13 protein-coding genes are annotated in these 16438 nt (G+C 70.7%); 2 read left to right on the top strand and 11 right to left on the bottom strand.

Annotated features, from left to right (window positions below; genetic code table 11):
* Positions 1–2 precede the first annotated feature (2 nt).
* The 4 genes from OG828_RS29170 to OG828_RS29155 form a co-directional block, all read right to left on the bottom strand.
* A complete protein-coding gene (locus tag OG828_RS29170) occupies positions 3–1829 on the bottom strand; it encodes an outer membrane protein assembly factor BamB family protein (protein ID WP_328502808.1) in 1827 nt (608 codons plus the stop codon).
* Between the two features lie 83 nt (positions 1830–1912).
* The gene (locus OG828_RS29165) at positions 1913–3769 is read right to left on the bottom strand and encodes an outer membrane protein assembly factor BamB family protein (protein WP_328502807.1); all 1857 of its coding nucleotides are present in this window, start codon (positions 3767–3769) and stop codon (positions 1913–1915) included.
* 234 nt (positions 3770–4003) lie between these two features.
* Positions 4004–5806, bottom strand: coding sequence for an ABC-F family ATP-binding cassette domain-containing protein (locus OG828_RS29160; protein WP_328440220.1), 1803 nt, complete (start codon positions 5804–5806; stop codon positions 4004–4006).
* 178 nt (positions 5807–5984) lie between these two features.
* Positions 5985–6362, bottom strand: coding sequence for a MerR family transcriptional regulator (locus OG828_RS29155; protein WP_328363117.1), 378 nt, complete (start codon positions 6360–6362; stop codon positions 5985–5987).
* A 75-nt stretch (positions 6363–6437) separates the two neighbouring features.
* Here OG828_RS29155 and OG828_RS29150 point away from each other — a divergent pair, with 75 nt between their 5' ends.
* Positions 6438–7166 carry an SDR family oxidoreductase gene (locus OG828_RS29150; protein ID WP_328440219.1) on the top strand — a complete coding sequence of 243 codons (729 nt, stop codon included), beginning with the start codon at positions 6438–6440 and terminating at the stop codon, positions 7164–7166.
* 133 nt (positions 7167–7299) lie between these two features.
* Here the strand turns inward: OG828_RS29150 and OG828_RS29145 are convergent, their stop codons facing one another.
* From OG828_RS29145 to rsmI, 7 genes are all read right to left on the bottom strand, one after another.
* Positions 7300–8418: a peptidoglycan recognition protein family protein gene (locus OG828_RS29145; RefSeq protein ID WP_328502806.1), complete on the bottom strand. Its 1119-nt coding sequence runs from the start codon at positions 8416–8418 to the stop codon at positions 7300–7302.
* Between the two features lie 222 nt (positions 8419–8640).
* Positions 8641–9534 carry a 4-(cytidine 5'-diphospho)-2-C-methyl-D-erythritol kinase gene (locus OG828_RS29140; RefSeq protein ID WP_328502805.1) on the bottom strand — a complete coding sequence of 298 codons (894 nt, stop codon included), beginning with the start codon at positions 9532–9534 and terminating at the stop codon, positions 8641–8643.
* The gene (gene rsmA / locus OG828_RS29135; RefSeq protein WP_328502804.1) at positions 9531–10448 is read right to left on the bottom strand and encodes a 16S rRNA (adenine(1518)-N(6)/adenine(1519)-N(6))-dimethyltransferase RsmA; all 918 of its coding nucleotides are present in this window, start codon (positions 10446–10448) and stop codon (positions 9531–9533) included. The genes OG828_RS29140 and rsmA overlap by 4 nt, the downstream gene beginning before the upstream one ends.
* A 101-nt stretch (positions 10449–10549) precedes the next feature.
* Positions 10550–12037, bottom strand: a complete 1488-nt coding sequence (locus OG828_RS29130; protein WP_443062440.1) for a ubiquitin-like domain-containing protein — start codon at positions 12035–12037, stop codon at positions 10550–10552.
* A gap of 144 nt (positions 12038–12181) precedes the next feature.
* Positions 12182–13063: a TatD family hydrolase gene (locus OG828_RS29125; RefSeq protein ID WP_328502803.1), complete on the bottom strand. Its 882-nt coding sequence runs from the start codon at positions 13061–13063 to the stop codon at positions 12182–12184.
* Between the two features lie 59 nt (positions 13064–13122).
* Complete coding sequence (locus tag OG828_RS29120; RefSeq protein WP_328502802.1) at positions 13123–13518, bottom strand: hypothetical protein; 396 nt, start codon at positions 13516–13518, stop codon at positions 13123–13125.
* A 190-nt stretch (positions 13519–13708) separates the two neighbouring features.
* Positions 13709–14566: a 16S rRNA (cytidine(1402)-2'-O)-methyltransferase gene (rsmI, locus tag OG828_RS29115; RefSeq protein WP_328363103.1), complete on the bottom strand. Its 858-nt coding sequence runs from the start codon at positions 14564–14566 to the stop codon at positions 13709–13711.
* Positions 14567–14628: 62 nt separating this feature from the next.
* On the opposite strand from rsmI, the gene OG828_RS29110 reads away from it, so the two are divergent.
* Positions 14629–16380 (top strand): dolichyl-phosphate-mannose--protein mannosyltransferase, encoded by a 1752-nt coding sequence (locus OG828_RS29110; protein WP_328502801.1) that lies wholly within the window; start codon positions 14629–14631, stop codon positions 16378–16380.
* The last annotated feature ends 58 nt before the right edge of the window (positions 16381–16438 follow it).

The raw sequence follows: 16438 nt of genomic DNA, 5'->3' as shown, positions 1-16438 counted from the left end.
GTTCAGCCGTTGGTGCCGAACGCGATCACCAGGTACCTCTTGTCGTCCGGATTGCCGAGTTCACTCGCGTACACAGAAGACATGTACAGATGCCCCTGCGCGTAGAGGATCTCGGCGTACTGCGGAGACATACGGGTCTCCACATCCCGCACCGTCTTCACGGACGGGTTCTCCAGCAGCTTCGTCTCCTTGAAGGTGCCACCGTCGATGCTGACGATCTGCCCGCCCTTGTCGTACGGCGGGCGCTTGTACGCGATGATGTTGCCGCCGTCCATGCGCAGCGGCGTGATCGTGTACCGGTCGCCCGCGTCCGCACGCTGTCCGGTCTGCTTGCCGGTGGCCAGGTCGAAGGCGACGATCTCGTTGGTACGGCCGTACTCGCCGCCGCCGGCGTGCTCCTTGGTCTCCACATAGAGCCGGTCGTTGCCCACCACGACGCCCGTGCAGGACTCGATCCTGGTGACGCCGGAGCAGCGGGCCTCGAACTGGTCGCCCGGCACAGAGATACGGATGCGCAGCTTGCCGGTGGCGTTGTCGATCGAGAAGACGTCCGTGATACCGACGGCGTCCTTGGACTCGCCGACCTCGGCGGCCACGACGAGCGGCTGGGTGGACACGACGCTGGCGTAGTCGACACCCTCGGCCAGCTTGTATTCGGAGTTCACCTTCCCGGACTGGGGGTCGATGGTCTGGATGTGCAGCTGGGGACTGTCGTACGTGCCGCACCTGCGGACCGCGACCAGCTTCTCGCCGCCGGCGTACCCGGAGTCGCGGCAGTCCTCGTTGGCCTTGGGGAGCCACAGCGGCTTGCCGGTCTCGAGGTCGAACGCGGCGCCGCCGCTGCTGCCGCCTGCGGCGACCGTGCCGCCGCTGACGGTGATGTTGTCGAACCGGATCGGCTGGCCGCCGACCTCGGCGGTCTTCGTCCACAGCTTTTTGCCGGCGTCGAGGTCGAGCGCCGCGATCTGGGTGCAGCCGTTCGAGGGCTTCGCCTTGGTCGGCATCGCGGGCTCGAAGGCGACGGCCGTCAGATTGTCGGTGACGTGCTTGCTGGCCTGGCAGACCGGGCCCGGCAGCGGGATCGTCCACAGCTCGGTGCCCTTGTCGGGGTCGTAGCCGACGATCTCGGCGACGCCGCTCTTGACGTACGCCTTGTCGGTCAGCCACGAGCCGGACACGACGACGGTGGTGTCGTCCTCGACCTTGGGTGACGGGACCTGGAAGAGGACGTTGGAGGAGGCGTCGGCGGGCACCTTCTCCGTGCCGGCGGGGACGCTGCCGCCGCCTCCCGTGCCGTTGTCGTCCCCGCCGCCGGTGCCGCCGCTGGAGGTTGCGGTGTCCTCCTTGCCGCCCGCGTCACCGGACTGCGAGTACCACACGCCGCCGACGACGAGCGCGATCACCACTACGGCCGCGACAATCACGGCGAGCGTGGTGTTGGACTTCCGCCCGCTGCCGTTCGGCACGGTGGGGTGGGGGTGCGGATGCATGCCCGGCTGCGGATAGCCGTAGCCGGGAGGCTGGCCGTACGGGTTCTGCGGCTGGTTCTGAGGCTGTGCGTACGGGTTGGGCTGCTGGCCCGGGTAGCCGTATCCGGGCGGGGGCGACTGGGGGTGGCCGAAGCCCGGCTGCGGCGGTGGGGCGGCGGGCGGCATGCCCTGGGGGGCCTGCGGTGGGTGCGCGGGCGGCTGCGCGGGTGTCTGCGGTGCGCCGAAACCGGGGCCCGGCTGCTGGGGCGGTTGCTGCTGGGGCGGCTGGTCCTGGGGCGGGCCGAACCCTCCCCCCTGCGGGGGCTGGTGGGGCGGCGGTGGGGGCGGCGGCTGGGTCATGGCGTGGCTACCTCAGGGGAGGGGGACGGCGGGTGCGGCGGGTACTTCGGGGACGGCGGTCAAGGTCATGCCTGGTGCGCGCCTCACTTGCCGAAGGCGAGCATCAGCTTCTCCTTGCTCTCGTCGTTGCCGCTCAGCCGGGTGCTCGCCAGGTAGAAACGTCCGTCGACCCAGTCGAACGCGCTGGAGAAGAAGCCGTTTTCGATGTCCGCGGTGCCCGCCGGGTTCTGCAGCAGCTTCGTCGGGGTGTGGCTGCTGCCGGTGACCGGGATCGACACGACCTGGCCGCCCGCGTCGTACGACGGCTGGACGTACGCGATGAGCTTGCCGTCCTCGACCTTGATCGGCAGCATCGGCTCTTCCACCGGGGACTTGACGCGCCACTTCTCCTTGCCGTTGGCGAGGTTGATCGCGACGATCTCGTTGGCGCTGGTGGTGGCGTCGGTGGGCAGGTAGAGCGTGTCGCCGTCGGCGGCCGCACCGGTGCAGCCCCGCAGATCACGCTGGAGGATGGCCCAGCCGCACTTGGCGCCGATGTTGATGTCGACGCTGACCTGCGAGCGGAACTTGCCGCCGGCGCCGAAGGTGGAGATGTTCCACGCCTTCTTGTCCTCGTTGGTGCTGTAGATGACCAACGGGTCCATGGAGTAGACGCGCGCGACCTTCCAGCCCGTCTGGAACTTCCGGGTCCACTTGGCCTTGCCGGTCGCCGGGTCGAGCTCCTGCACCTCGTCGTGCTCATTGGTGCCGGTGGCATCGCAGGACGCCACGGCGATCAGCTTCTCGCCGCCCGCGAACGCGTCCGGGAAGCACTTGTCGCCGTACCTCGTCTTGTCCCACAGCTTGTCGCCGCTGTCGATGTCGTACGCCGTACCGGACTGCGAGCGGCCCACCATCAGCGTCTTGCCGGTGATGGACAGCTCGACGTCGAGCGTGCTGTCGAACAGCGCGCCGTCGCCGACCGTGCCCTTCCAGCCCTGTTCACCGGTGTTGAGGTCGATCTGCTGGAGCTGGTTGCACTTGGCGCGGTCGCTGGAGCCGCTCATGTACGCCACGACGATCTTGTCGCCGGACGACTTCTCCGGCGTGACCGCGCAGATCTTCTGCGGGAAGGTGATGGGGTCCCAGGTCTCGCCGCCGTCGCCGACGTTGTAGGCGAAGACCTGCTTGTACGCCGCCTTCACCGCCGCCTTGTCGGTGATCCACAGGCCGGGCGCGTCGGCGCCGCTGCCTGGCGCGTCCGGTGCCTCCTTGTACCAGAGCACCTTCGACTCGCCCGACTGGCGGCCCTCGTTGAGGTCCTCCGGGTCGGAGCCGCCGTCAGCGCCGCCGTCACCGGAGCCGGTCGGGGACGCTGAGCCCTTCGGGTCGTCGCTCTGCTGGGCGACCGGCTTCTTGTCCTGGTCGTCGCTGCCCCTGGTCACCGCGAACACGGTGCCGCCGATGACGACCAGCGCCGCGACCGCCGCGCCGATGACAAGAGCGGGCTTTCCCTTGAAGGGGTTGCGCGAGCCGGGGCCGGGAGCGCCCGGGTACTGCGGCGGCGGGTAGCCGTAACCCTGGGCGGGCTGCTGGCCGTAGGGCCCGGGCTGCGGTTGGCCGTACGGTCCCGGCTGCTGCGGCGGCTGGGCGTACGGACCGGAGGTGTACGGCCCCGGCTGCTGGCCGTACGGGCCTGCCTGCCCCGGCTGCTGCGGATAGCCGTACCCCGGCTGCTGCGGGCTGCCGGGCGGCGGGCCCTGCGGGGGCGGCGGCGCCTGGGGCGGGCCCTGGGGCGGAGGGGGTGTCTGAGGGGCGCCCTGCGGAGCACCTTGCGGGGCCGGCGGGGTCTGCGGCGCATCACCTTGCTGCGGTGGCGGCGGTGCCCCGAAGCCGCCCTGGCGTGGGTCCTGTGGTGCTCCGAAGCCACCCTGCGGCGGCTGGTTGGGCGGCTGACTCATGAGCGGTTCCCCCTTCGACCGGTGTGGTGCCACGTTCTGTGCCGTCGCGTCTCGGCCACACCAGCCGTCTCTCAGACTTTTCTCAGACGAGCCTTTCTATCACCCGCCGCCGACAGCGCACCGGCGCTCATCGGCCGCTGTTCCCAAGGGAGAACCGGCCCGTGACGCCCTCGTTATGACCCTTCACGCACCCTTCACGCACCAGCGCGCCGCCCGCGCGCAGGGCCCCAAGTGCTACGCGTCCTCGGCGAGTTCCAGCCAGCGCAGTTCCAGTTCCTCGCGCTCACCGGTCAACTGGCGCAGCTCGGCGTCCAGTTCGGCGACTTTCGCGAAGTCCGTGGCGTTGTCGGCGATCCGGTCGTGCAGCTTGGTCTCCTTCTCGGAGATCTTGTCGAGTTGCCGCTCGATCTTCTGCAGTTCCTTCTTGGCGGCGCGCTGGTCGGCGGAGCTCGGTCCGGCGGCGGTCTTCACCGCGACGGGCGCCGAAGCGGCCACCGCCTCCTCCATGCGCCGGCGCCGCTCCAGGTACTCGTCGATGCCGCGCGGCAGCATCCGCAGGGAGGCGTCGCCGAGGAGGGCGAAGACGCGGTCCGTCGTCCGCTCGATGAAGAACCGGTCGTGGGAGATGACGATCATCGAGCCGGGCCAGCTGTCGAGGACGTCCTCGAGCTGGGTGAGGGTCTCGATGTCGAGGTCGTTGGTGGGCTCGTCGAGGAAGAGGACGTTGGGCTCGTCCATGAGGAGCCGGAGGATCTGGAGCCTGCGCCGCTCACCACCGGACAGATCACCGACCGGCGTCCACTGCTTCTCCTTGTTGAAGCCGAACGTCTCGCACAGCTGCCCGGCGGTCATCTCGCGCCCCTTGCCGAGATCGACGCGCTCCCGCACTCGCTGCACGGCTTCCAGCACCCGCAGATTCGGGTCGAGTTCGCCGACCTCCTGCGAGAGGTAGGCGAGCTTGACGGTCTTCCCTACGGCGATCCGCCCGCCGGCCGGCTGCGTCTCGCCCTCGGTCCGCGCCGCCTCGGCCATGGCGCGCAGCAGGGAGGTCTTGCCGGCGCCGTTGACGCCGACGAGGCCGATGCGGTCGCCGGGGCCGAGCTGCCACGTCAGATGCTTGAGCAGCACCTTCGGCCCGGCCTGGACGGTCACGTCCTTCAGATCGAAGACCGTCTTGCCGAGCCGCGAGGACGCGAACTTCATCAGCTCGCTGCTGTCCCGGGGCGGCGGTACGTCCGCGATCAGCTCGTTGGCGGCCTCGACGCGGAAGCGGGGCTTCGACGTACGGGCGGGAGCGCCGCGCCGCAGCCAGGCCAGCTCCTTGCGGACCAGGTTCTGCCGCTTGGTCTCCTCGGTGGCGGCGATCCGCTCGCGTTCGGCGCGCGCGAAGACGTAGTCCGTGTAGCCGCCCTCGTACTCGTAGACCGAGCCCTTCTGCACGTCCCACATGCGGGTGCAGACCTGGTCCAGGAACCAGCGGTCGTGCGTGACGCAGACGAGCGCCGAGCGGCGCTCACGGAGGTGGTTCGCGAGCCAGGAGATGCCCTCGACGTCGAGGTGGTTGGTCGGCTCGTCGAGCACGATCAGGTCCTGCTCGTCGATGAGCAGCTTGGCGAGCGCGATACGGCGGCGCTCACCGCCGGAGAGAGGGCCGATCACGGTGTCCAGCCCCTGCGGGAACCCGGGCAGGTCCAGGCCCCCGAACAGCCCGGTCAGCACATCCCTGATCTTGGCGTTGCCCGCCCACTCGTGGTCGGCCAGGTCCCGGATGACCTCATGCCGGACGGTGGCGGTGGGGTCGAGGGAGTCGTGCTGGGTGAGGACGCCCAGTCGCAGGCCGCCGGAGTGCGTGACCCGTCCGGTGTCGGCCTGCTCCAGCTTGGCCAGCATCCGGATGAGGGTCGTCTTGCCGTCGCCATTGCGGCCCACGACGCCGATGCGGTCCCCCTCGGAGACGCCGAGGGAGATCCCGTCGAGCAGGGCACGGGTGCCGTACACCTTGCTGACGTTCTCGACATTGACCAGATTGACGGCCATTACTCTCCTGACACGGGGGTCGATCGACCCTCCAGGGTAGTCCGCGCGGCGGGGCGGGATCCGTCCGGCGGGGTTCCTCGGCGGCTCCGGGCTCTGGACGCGGGCGGACCGGGCGACTCCGGGCTCTGGACCACCGGTCGGCGTCCGCTGGATCACCGGTCGGCCTGGCCGACCGCGCCTACGGGTGCGTGTCCGTGATCGCGATGACCTTGTCGAGGTGGTCCAGGGTGGCCTGCAGGTCGTTGATCTTGGCCTGGACGCGCTCGCGCTCGGCTCGCAGCATGGCTCGTTGCCCGGCGTCGGTGTGCCCTGCGTCCCAGCACGGCATGAGTTCGCTGATCCTTCGGCTGGTGAGGCCGGCGGCGTACATCTCCTGGAAGAAGCGGACCCGGGGGATGGCGTCCTGCCGGTACAGGCGCTGGCCGGACGGGCTGCGCTCCGCGATGAGCAGTCCTTGCTGCTCGTAGTAGCGCACGGCGCGCACCGAGACGCCGGCACCTCGTGCCACCTCGCCGATGCGGATCAACCGCTCGGTTGCGGCCCCTGTGACAGTCACGGTGATTCCTCTCACCCCAGTCCTGACGATCAGCACTTGCCTCTGACGCCAGCGTCAGGTTTTAGCGTACCGGCCATGGACATCAACAACTCCGTCGCCCTTGTCACCGGAGCCAACCGCGGCCTGGGCCGCGCCTTCGCCCAGCGCCTGCTCGAACGGGGCGCCCGCAAGGTCTACGCGACGGCCCGCCGACCGGAGACCGTGAACCTGCCCGGGGTCGAGGTGCTGCCCCTCGACATCACCGATCCCGCATCCGTGAGGGCCGCCGCCGAGGCCGCCCCGGACGTCTCGCTCCTCATCAACAATGCGGGAATCAGTACGGGGACCGACCTGGTGACCGGTTCGCTGGACGCGGTGCGGCACGAGCTGGAGACCAACATGTTCGGCCACCTGGGAATGATCCGGGAGTTCGCGCCGGCGCTCGCCAGGAACGGCGGGGGCGCGATAGTCAACGTCCTCTCCGCCGTGTCGTGGTTCGGGATCAAGGGCGCCAATGCCTACCACCTGAGCAAGGCCGCCGCCTGGGCCATGACCAACGGCGTCCGCCTGGAGCTCGCCGAGCAGGGCACGCTCGTCACAGCGGTACACCTCGGCCTGGCCGACACCGACATGGCGGCAGGCATGCCCGTGGACAAGATCGCTCCGTCGGACCTGGCCGACGCGGCGCTCGACGGTGTCGAGGCGGGCTCCGCCGAGGTCCTCGCCGACCAGTGGAGCCGGGACGTCAAGTCCCGTCTGCCGCTGACGCCGGAAGAGTTCAACGCCGCGATGGACCGCGCCCTGGCGGCGCTGATGGCGGCCTGAGGGGCCCCTCGGGCCGCGAGGAAATGTCACCCGACCTGAGACACGGCAGAGAGTCACGACTACGCGCGGGACCCCCAACCGGCCTCGGCCACTTGCCGGTTGGGGGCACCACAACCACTGTCGGGCGGAAGGGTCAGGAACCCGTGCCCGCGACCGCCGTGCGGACCTCGCCCAGGAGGTCGTACATCGTCTGGCCGGGGCAGTCGGTCTGGAGCCAGTCGCGGTGGCCGCTGATCGTGTTGACGTCCTTGGTGACGCCGTTGACCGGGTTGACGAAGGTGACCTGGGCCTGGGGGTCGAGGCCCTTGAAGCGGGTGATCACCTTGATGAGGCGGATCAGCGAGGCCTTGGCGGCGTCCGTGGGCGGCTGGCCGGTCAGGTTGCCGAGGAGGGCTATGCCGAGGTTGCCGGAGTTGAAGCCGGCGGTGTGGAAGGCGGTGACGAGGTTGCCCTTCGGGTCGAAGGCGGGGATGCCGTCGTCGCCGGAGTAGCGGCCCTCGTAGAGGGTGCCGGCCTCGTCGATGAGGAAGTGGTAGCCGATGTCGCCCCAGTCGTTGGTGATCGCGTGGAACTCGTAGATGCCACGCACGGTCGCCGCCGGGTCGGGGTCGGCGTTAGGGGTGTCGGTGTGGTGGACGGTGATCGTCTGCAACGGGTAGTACGTCTCGGGCGAGTTGACCTTCCCGTCCTTGTACCGCTTCGACTCGTCGGCGCCCCACGCCGGCCGCGACAGGTACTGCACCCCACGCACCCGGGTCGGCTCGGTCGGCACCCGGAACGTCTTGCCGGCCCCGCCCGTCGTGTCGATCGCCAGCGAGCGCACCCCGCTCGCCCCCTGCGGCGCCTTCAGCTCGTACCCGGTGGCGTCCCCCGCCGCCACCAGCGCCGTGCCGCCGTTCTCGACGGTCGCGCAACCGCCGCCCAGCTCCTGCCACTTGCCGTCCGCGAACCGGATCCCGGCACCGGCCTCCGCGCCGGTCCAGCGGACACCGACGTACGAGATGGCGAAGGGGGCGGTGGTAGCGGCGGTGCCGGTGGCGGCCTCGGTGCGGGTCGCCGGGAACTTCTGGGGCTCGGTGCCCGCGGGACCGGACGCGGTGTCCGACGTGGCGTCGCCGGAGCCGGAGTCGCCGGCCGCGAAAACGACCGGGGTCAGAGCGGTTCCCGCGGCCACCGCACCACCGGCGGCGATCATGCCGCGCCGGGAGAGGGAGCGCTTCCTGCGGTGGTCGGGAGTGGGGGATCCGGACACAGGTGTGCCTCCAGGGTCAGTTCACTTGGGGGACACCGCGCCGCGCGCACTCTGCGATGTGACACGGCGAGTGCTTGAAGTTGAAATGACCCTACGCGCAACACCCGCCCCACCCGCCCCAACTAAGACCAAGGAACGGTGAATTCACTGTGCCTGTCCGACAAATGGGGCGCGCGGGGAGGGCCCTGGGTTTCAGATCCGCCAGGAGGTTCAGAGCGAGGTTCAGATCACCGTGGCGCCCGGCGCCGGACCCGACGCCTGCCGTACCGAGCGGCATGTGCCGGACGCGAGCAGCGCCTCCGCCACCTTCGACGCCGACTCCCGGTCCCGCGCGAGGAACGCCGTCGTCGGACCCGACCCCGAGACCAGCGCCGTCAGCGCACCGGCCGCGCGGCCCGCGGCGAGGGTGTCGGCCAGCTCCGGGAAGAGCGAAAGCGCGGCGGGCTGAAGGTCGTTGGAGACGGCGGCGGCGAGCGCGTCGGGGTCGCCCTTCGCGAGCGCGCCGAGGAGTTCCTGGGAGGCGACGGGCTCGGGGATGTCCACGCCCTCGCCGAGCCGGTCGAACTCACGGAACACGGCCGGCGTCGACAACCCGCGTTCCGCCATCGCGAACACCCAGTGGAAGGTGCCGCCGACCTCGAGCGCCGTCAGCTTCTCCCCGCGCCCGGTACCGAGCGCCGCCCCGCCGACCAGACTGAACGGCACATCACTGCCCAACTCGGCGCAGATACCGAGCAGTTCGTCGCGGGAGGCGTTGGTGCCCCACAGCGCGTCGCAGGCGACCAGCGCCCCCGCGCCGTCCGCACTCCCGCCCGCCATACCGCCGGCCACGGGGATGTCCTTGACGATGTGGAGGTGGACGTCAGCGGTACGGCCGTACCGCGCGGCCAGCGCTTCCGCCGCGCGCGCCGCCAAGTTCGTACGGTCCAGGGGTACTTGACCGGCGTCCGGGCCCTCGCAGGTGACGCGGAGTTCGCCGGCCGGCGTGACGGTGATCTCGTCGTGGAGGCCGACCGCGAGGAACACATTGGCCAGATCGTGGAACCCGTCGGGCCGGGCGGCGCCCACGGCCAGCTGGACATTGACCTTGGCGGGGACGCGAACGGTGACGCTCACTGCTGACCGGGCTCCTTGTTGTCGGCGGCGCTCTTGCCGTGCTCGGCGGCGCTCTTACCGTTCTCGGCGATACGGGCGAACTCCTCGACGGTCAGCGACTCGCCGCGCGCCTGCGGTGAGACACCGGCGGCGACCAGGGCGGCCTCCGCGGCTGCGGCCGACCCCGCCCACCCGGCGAGCGCGGCGCGCAGCGTCTTGCGGCGCTGGGCGAAGGCCGCGTCGACGACGGCGAACACCTCGCGCCTGGTGGCCGTCGTCTTGACCGGCTCGACGCGCCGGGTCAGGGACACGAGCCCGCTGTCGACGTTGGGCGCGGGCCAGAAGACGTTGCGCCCGATGGCACCGGCCCGCTTGACCTCGGCGTACCAGTTGGCCTTCACGGACGGGACGCCGTACACCTTCGAGCCGGGCGGGGCGGCCAGCCTGTCGGCGACCTCCGACTGCACCATCACCAGCGTGCGCTCGATAGTGGGGAAGGTCTCGAGCATGTGCAGCAGCACGGGCACGGCCACGTTGTACGGCAGATTCGCCACCAGCGCGGTCGGCGCGTGACCCGGCAGCTCGGTCACGTGCATGGCGTCGGAGTGCACGAGCGCGAACCGCTCGGCCCGCTCCGGCATCCGGGCGGCGACGGTGGCGGGCAGCGCGCCGGCGAGCACGTCGTCGATCTCTACGGCGATGACGCGGTCGGCTGCCTCCAGCAGCGCGAGGGTGAGGGAGCCGAGCCCCGGGCCCACCTCGACGACCACGTCATCGGGGCGTACGCCTGCGGTGCGGACGATCCTGCGGACCGTGTTCGCGTCGATCACGAAGTTCTGGCCGCGCTGCTTGGTCGGACGCACACCGAGGGCTGCCGCCAGCTCGCGGATGTCGGCGGGGCCCAGGAGGGCGTCGGGGGGAGGGCTGCTGCTCACGGCCCCAAGAGTACGGGGCGCTCTTCGGTGGGTTTGCAGTCTGCGGGCCGGTGGGGGCTGGTCGCGCAGTTCCCCGCGCCCCTTCGGGGCGCGACCACCCCTCACCTGTGCAGGCGCGATCCGCAATGCGGCCACGGACTCGCCCCCCGCCGCACATACAGCCTCTTCGCCCGATGCGTCTGTTCCTCCGCCGACGCGTCCTGCGGGCGGCCCGTGCCGCCGAGGCTGTGCCAGGTTTGGGTGTCGACCTGGTAGAGGCCGCCGTATGTGCCGGAGGGGTCGACCGCGTTCGGGCGGCCCCCGGACTCGCAGGCGGCGAGGCCCTGCCAGTCCAGGTGGTCCGCGCCCTGCACGGACGTGGGCATCGGCTTCGTCCCGACCTTGACGACCCGGTCCCGTGGCTCCCGGACCACCTCGGTCTTCACCCACCGCGGCTTCTGCTTGACCCCGTTGACGGTCCGGAGCACGTACGTGATGCGCCGCAGCCCCAGCTGCCCGGCACGTTCGACGACTTCTGTTCCCTGGAACAGCGAGGGGTCGTCCACCCGCCGCACCTGGACCGGGATCGCTTCCTCCCGGACCTCCTTGGTGCGGGTGATCCGCAGTACGGAGACGGTCTGCCCGTCGCGCGGGAAGCTCCCCGGCGCCACGGAGGTGGTGTCCTGCCCGCGCAGGGTGACCCCGGCCTCCTCGACGACCTCCCCGACCGTTGCCGCGTTCGTACGGACCGTCCGGGCTCGTCCGTCGGCCATGACCGTCACCGAGCGCTCTGTGCGGACGTCCAGCGCGAGCCCTTCACGCCCGATGCGCCGGGAGCGCGCGATGGACACGTACGCGCCCTCCGCACGCACCCCCAGCTGCTTGAGCGCCTCTTCCACCGTGCGCGCGGTCGTCCACACCTCGCGCCGCTGACCGTCGAGGGTGAGCCGCACGGGCCGCCCGTACCGCACGGCGACCTCGTCACCGTTGGCGAGCGCCGCACCGGGCGCGGGCGCCACCTCGTCGTGGGCCCCCGTCTCCAGGCCCTGGTCCGCGAGCAGCTCGGTCACGTCGTCGGCGAAGGTGTGCAGCGTGCGGGGCTCCCCGTCGACGGTGAGCTCGATCGCCTTGTCCTTGGCGACGAACGCGGAGGTGCCGCCCGCGAGGAAGGCGACGACCAGCGCCTGCGGCAGCAGACGGCGCATGGAGCCGTCGGCGCGCTCGGCGTACCGCGACTTGCGCCGACGCGCGGACCGCCGATGCGCCCCGGAGCGCACCACGGGCACGGGCGCCTCCTCATACGCCTCGTCATCGGCTCCCTCGTCGGCCTCCTCCTCCGCCTCCTCGTCCGCCTCCACAGCACCGCCGACCTGCCGCGGCACCACCGGCTCGAGCATCTCGTAGGCCGGCGCGTAGGTGTCCCCGTACCCCCATGTCTCGGCGCTGTACGGATCGAACGCGCCGCCCGAGGCGTCGTACGCGCCGTACGCCTCGTACGACACATACGGCCCGTAGGCCGCGTCCACTCCGTACGGCGACTCCCCCGCGTACTGCGAGTCCTGCACGTTCTGCGCGTACTGCGAATTCCGCGCGTACTGCGAGTTGCTCACGCCGACACGCTCCAGAAGGCCAGAGGGGTCCGGATGGGGCCCAGAACCTAGCGGAGCGCCGGTCACTCTCCAAAGTCACTCAACTACACAGAGTAGTAATAGAGCGATGGTTGCGCCTCGGGAGCGTTACCGGGCGGTTATGCGTCAGTAGCCGAAGGCAGTTGCCGTGTTCGAGCCGAGGGCCGCGGCCAGCGTGTCCTCGTCGATGCCCCGTATGGCGGCCATGGCGCGCACCGTGACCGGAATGAGATACGGCGCGTTGGGCCGTCCGCGGTACGGCACCGGCGTGAGGAAGGGCGCGTCGGTCTCCACGAGGACCAGCTCCAGCGGGGCCACGGCGAGGGCATCGCGCAGGTTCTGGGCGTTCTTGAAGGTGACGTTCCCGGCGAAGGACATGTAGTAGCCGGCGCGGGCGCAGATCTCGGCCATGTCGGCGTCGCCCGAGTAGCAGTGGAACACCGTCCGCTCGGGTGCGCCCTCCTCCTTCAGCACGCGCAGTACGTCCGCGTGGGCGTCGCGGTCGTGGATGACGAGGGCCTTGCCGTGCCGCTTGGCGATCTCGATGTGGGCACGGAAGGACCGCTCCTGCGCCGCCTTGCCCTCGGGGCCGGTGCGGAAGTAGTCGAGTCCCGTTTCGCCGACGGCCTTCACGTGGGGCAGCGCGGCCAGCCGGTCGATCTCGGCCAGCGCCTCGTCCAGCCCCGCGTCCCCGCCGGGCTCGCGCGCTCCCTGCCGGGACCAGCCGTCGGGGTCGCCGTGGACGATGCGCGGGGCCTCGTTGGGGTGCAGGGCGACGGCCGCGTGCACGGCGTCGTGCGCCGCGGCCGTGTCCGCCGCCCACTGCGAGCCGCGTACGTCACAGCCGACCTGCACGACCGTCGTCACACCGACCGACGCGGCCTTCGCCAGGCCCTCCTCCACCGTGCCGGACTGCATGTCGAGGTGGGTGTGCGAGTCGGCGACGGGCACCCGGAGCGGCGCGGGCAGCGGCGGTGCGGCGTTCTTGTCGGACGCGTTCGAAGGCATGCCCCGATCCTACGAAAGGGGCATGCCTTCTCAGCGGGCGCTCTCAGAGGGCGCCCGGATCAGCTCGCCTTGCGCTGGAAGACGTGCAGCAGATCGGAGAGGTGCCAGTGGTGGGGTTCCCCGGCGGCGGGCTCCGGCACGTCGACCGGCCCCGCCTGCGCCGGCACCGGACGCCGATGCTCGGCGTCCCGCACGGACGACACCTGCCCCGCCCGCATGATCCGTACGACATGGTTGTCGCAGTTCTGACACGTGGGCCTGCTCAACGGGGACGGCACGATCTGCCCGTCGGCCACGTACATCACGAACTCATGGCCCTCGGCGTCCGTGTGGTGCTCTATCTCGTAGGACTGCTCCCAGCCGTGCCCGCAGCGCATGCAGGCGAAGGAATAGGACTCGTTCACTACGGCGGTCGCCCCGTTGCGAAGGCCGGTCTGCCCTGCGATCTCGGTCATGCCAGCTCCTGTTGTCCGCTGGAGGGACGGGGTGCGTCCCGATTCCCAGTGGACTGCTCGGCCGGAGCGAACGCACGGGACCTGTCCAGTGTTGGGGCTCATTTGGGCGTTCCTTGCCGAAAGGGCCCGCGCGCTTTACTCACCGATGGGGCGCTCGCTCAGCCGAGATACGCCCTGCTCAGAATAAGTTTCACGCCCCCGCGTTCTTCGCCGCCACCACCGCGTCGAAGACCTCCCGCTTCGGCACCCCCGCCGCCACGGCCACCGCGGCGATCGCCTCCTTGCGCCGCTCCCCCGCCTCCTCACGCACCCGCACCCGCCGCACCAGTTCCTCGGCGTCCAGCTCCTGCGCCCCCGCCTCCGGCGCCCCCTCGACCACGACGGTGATCTCCCCGCGGACGCCGTCCGCCGCCCACGCGGCCAGCTCGCCGAGCCCGCCCCGCCGTACCTCCTCGTACGTCTTGGTCAGTTCGCGGCAGACGGCGGCCCGCCGGTCCGCGCCGAAGACCTCGGCCATCGCGGCGAGCGTCTCGTCGATCCGGTGGGTGGACTCGAAATAGACCAGCGTCCGCCGCTCCTGAGCGACCTCCCGCAGCCGCGCCAGCCGCTCCCCCGCCTTCCGGGGCGGGAAGCCCTCGAAGCAGAACCGGTCGACGGGCAGCCCGGACAGCGCGAGGGCGGTCAGCACGGCGGACGGCCCCGGCACCGCGGTCACCTTGATGTCCTGCTCGACGGCCGCGGCCACCAGCCGGTACCCGGGGTCGGACACCGACGGCATCCCCGCGTCCGTGACGAGCAGCACACGGGCGCCGCCGAGGAGTTCCTGGACCAGCTCGGGCGTACGGGCGGCCTCGTTGCCCTCGAAGTACGACACCACGCGCCCCTTGGGCGTCACGCCGAGCGCCTGAGTCAGGCGCCGCAGCCGCCGGGTGTCCTCGGCGGCGACGACATCGGCTCCCGTCAGCTCTTCCGCCAGCCGGGGCGGGGCGTCGGCGATGTCGCCGATGGGGGTACCGGCAAGGACCAGGGTTCCGGGCGCAACTGTCACGTTTCCATCCTCGCAGCCCCCATGCACGGGACTCCCACAGAACGGTTCCCTACGATGGCGCGGTGACCAGTACAGCGTCGTCGGTGGACTCCACGGACATCCGACAGGGCGAGGCCCTTCACGACCAGCGGCCGTCGTGGCAGCAGCGGCTGCGCCGTTTCGGCTACACCGCGGGGCCCAGAACCGACATCCGGGACCGGCTGGTGCCGCCGTACACCCGGCCCAGCCCGCGTCTGTGGGCCGCGCTCGGACTGCCGAAGGCGCTGGTCGAGCGGCTGACGCGCTGGTCGGGCTGGGGCGGTCCGCTGCTGGTGACGCTGTTCGCGGGCGTGATCCGGTTCTGGAACCTGGGCAGCCCGAAGGCGGTGATATTCGACGAGACGTACTACGCCAAGGACGCGTGGGCGCTGGTCCACCGCGGTTTCGAGGTCAACTGGGACAAGAACGTCAACAACCTGATCCTGTCCTCGAACGGCGACGTCCCGATCCCCACGGACGCGTCGTACGTCGTGCACCCGCCGGTCGGCAAGTACGTCATCGGGCTCGGCGAGCTGATGTTCGGCTTCGACCCGTTCGGCTGGCGGTTCATGACGGCGCTGCTCGGCACGCTGTCGGTGCTGATGCTGTGCCGGATCGGCCGCAGGCTGTTCCGTTCGACGTTCCTCGGCTGCCTGGCGGGCGCGCTGATGGCGGTGGACGGGCTGCACTTCGTGATGAGCCGCACCGCGCTGCTCGACGGCGTGTTGATGTTCTTCGTGCTGGCGGCCTTCGGCTGCCTGGTGATCGACCGCGACAAGACGCGCGAGAAACTCGCCGCCGCACTGCCGGGCGACGCCGACGGACGGGTCGGCCCCGATGTGCATACGGCGGAGAACACCACATTCGGGCTGCGTCCCTGGCGGCTGCTGGCCGGCCTGATGCTGGGCCTGGCCATCGGCACCAAGTGGAACGGCCTCTACATCCTCGCCGCGTTCTGCGTGCTGGCCGTGTTGTGGGACGTCGGCTCCCGCAAGGTGGCCGGTGCCCGCCACCCGTACCAGGCGGTGCTCCGGCGGGACCTGGGCTGGACGTTCCTGTCGACGGTGCCGGTCGCCGTGGCCACGTACATCCTCTCCTGGCTCGGCTGGATCCTTTCGCCGACGGACGGCAGCGGCGGCTACTACCGCAACTGGGCCGCGACCGACGGCAAGAACAGCGACTGGTCCTGGCTGTTCCCGGACTGGTGGCGCAGCCTGTGGCACTACGAGCACCAGGTGTACGAGTTCCATGTCGGCCTGAGCTCTCCGCACACGTACCAGTCCAACCCGTGGAGCTGGCTCGTCGACGGCCGCCCGGTGTCGTACTTCTACGAGTCCCCCGCACCCGGCAAGGACGGCTGCCCGGTCGACGCGGGCGAGAAGTGCGCGCGCGAGGTGCTGGCGATCGGCACGCCGCTGCTGTGGTGGGTGGCCGCCTTCGCGCTCCTGTATGTGCTGTGGCGCTGGTTCTTCCGCCGCGACTGGCGCGCGGGCGCGATCGCCTGCGGTATCGCGGCCGGGTACCTGCCCTGGTTCATGTACCAGGAGCGCACGATCTTCTTCTTCTACGCCGTCGTCTTCCTGCCGTTCCTCTGCCTCGCCGTCGCGATGATGCTCGGCGCGCTCGTCGGCCCACCGGGCTCCAACGACACCCGCCGCGTGGCGGGCGCGACGGGCGTGGGCGTGCTGGTGCTGCTGATCGCCTGGAACTTCATCTACTTCTGGCCCTTGTTCACCGGCACGGCGATCCCCATCGACGACTGGCGTTCACGTATGTGGCTGGATACCTGGGTTTAGAGGAACTCCCCTCACAGGTTCCTCTCCCGCCACTTACAGTGCAGGGACATGAGTAGGG

This window comes from Streptomyces sp. NBC_00457 (assembly GCF_036014015.1).
Classification (GTDB): domain Bacteria; phylum Actinomycetota; class Actinomycetes; order Streptomycetales; family Streptomycetaceae; genus Streptomyces.
The sequence above is the reverse complement of the archived record's forward strand: the minus strand, read 5'-3'. Positions and strand labels throughout refer to the sequence as shown.

Excerpts from the sequence above, each read along its gene's own strand:
- OG828_RS29150 (WP_328440219.1), top strand. The coding sequence starts at position 6,438 with ATGGACATCAACAACTCCGTCGCCCTTGTCACCGGAGCCAACCGCGGC.
- OG828_RS29120 (WP_328502802.1), bottom strand. The coding sequence starts at position 13,518 with ATGACCGAGATCGCAGGGCAGACCGGCCTTCGCAACGGGGCGACCGCC.
- OG828_RS29170 (WP_328502808.1), bottom strand. The coding sequence starts at position 1,829 with ATGACCCAGCCGCCGCCCCCACCGCCGCCCCACCAGCCCCCGCAGGGG.
- OG828_RS29165 (WP_328502807.1), bottom strand. The coding sequence starts at position 3,769 with ATGAGTCAGCCGCCCAACCAGCCGCCGCAGGGTGGCTTCGGAGCACCA.
- OG828_RS29125 (WP_328502803.1), bottom strand. The coding sequence starts at position 13,063 with ATGCCTTCGAACGCGTCCGACAAGAACGCCGCACCGCCGCTGCCCGCG.
- OG828_RS29160 (WP_328440220.1), bottom strand. The coding sequence starts at position 5,806 with ATGGCCGTCAATCTGGTCAATGTCGAGAACGTCAGCAAGGTGTACGGC.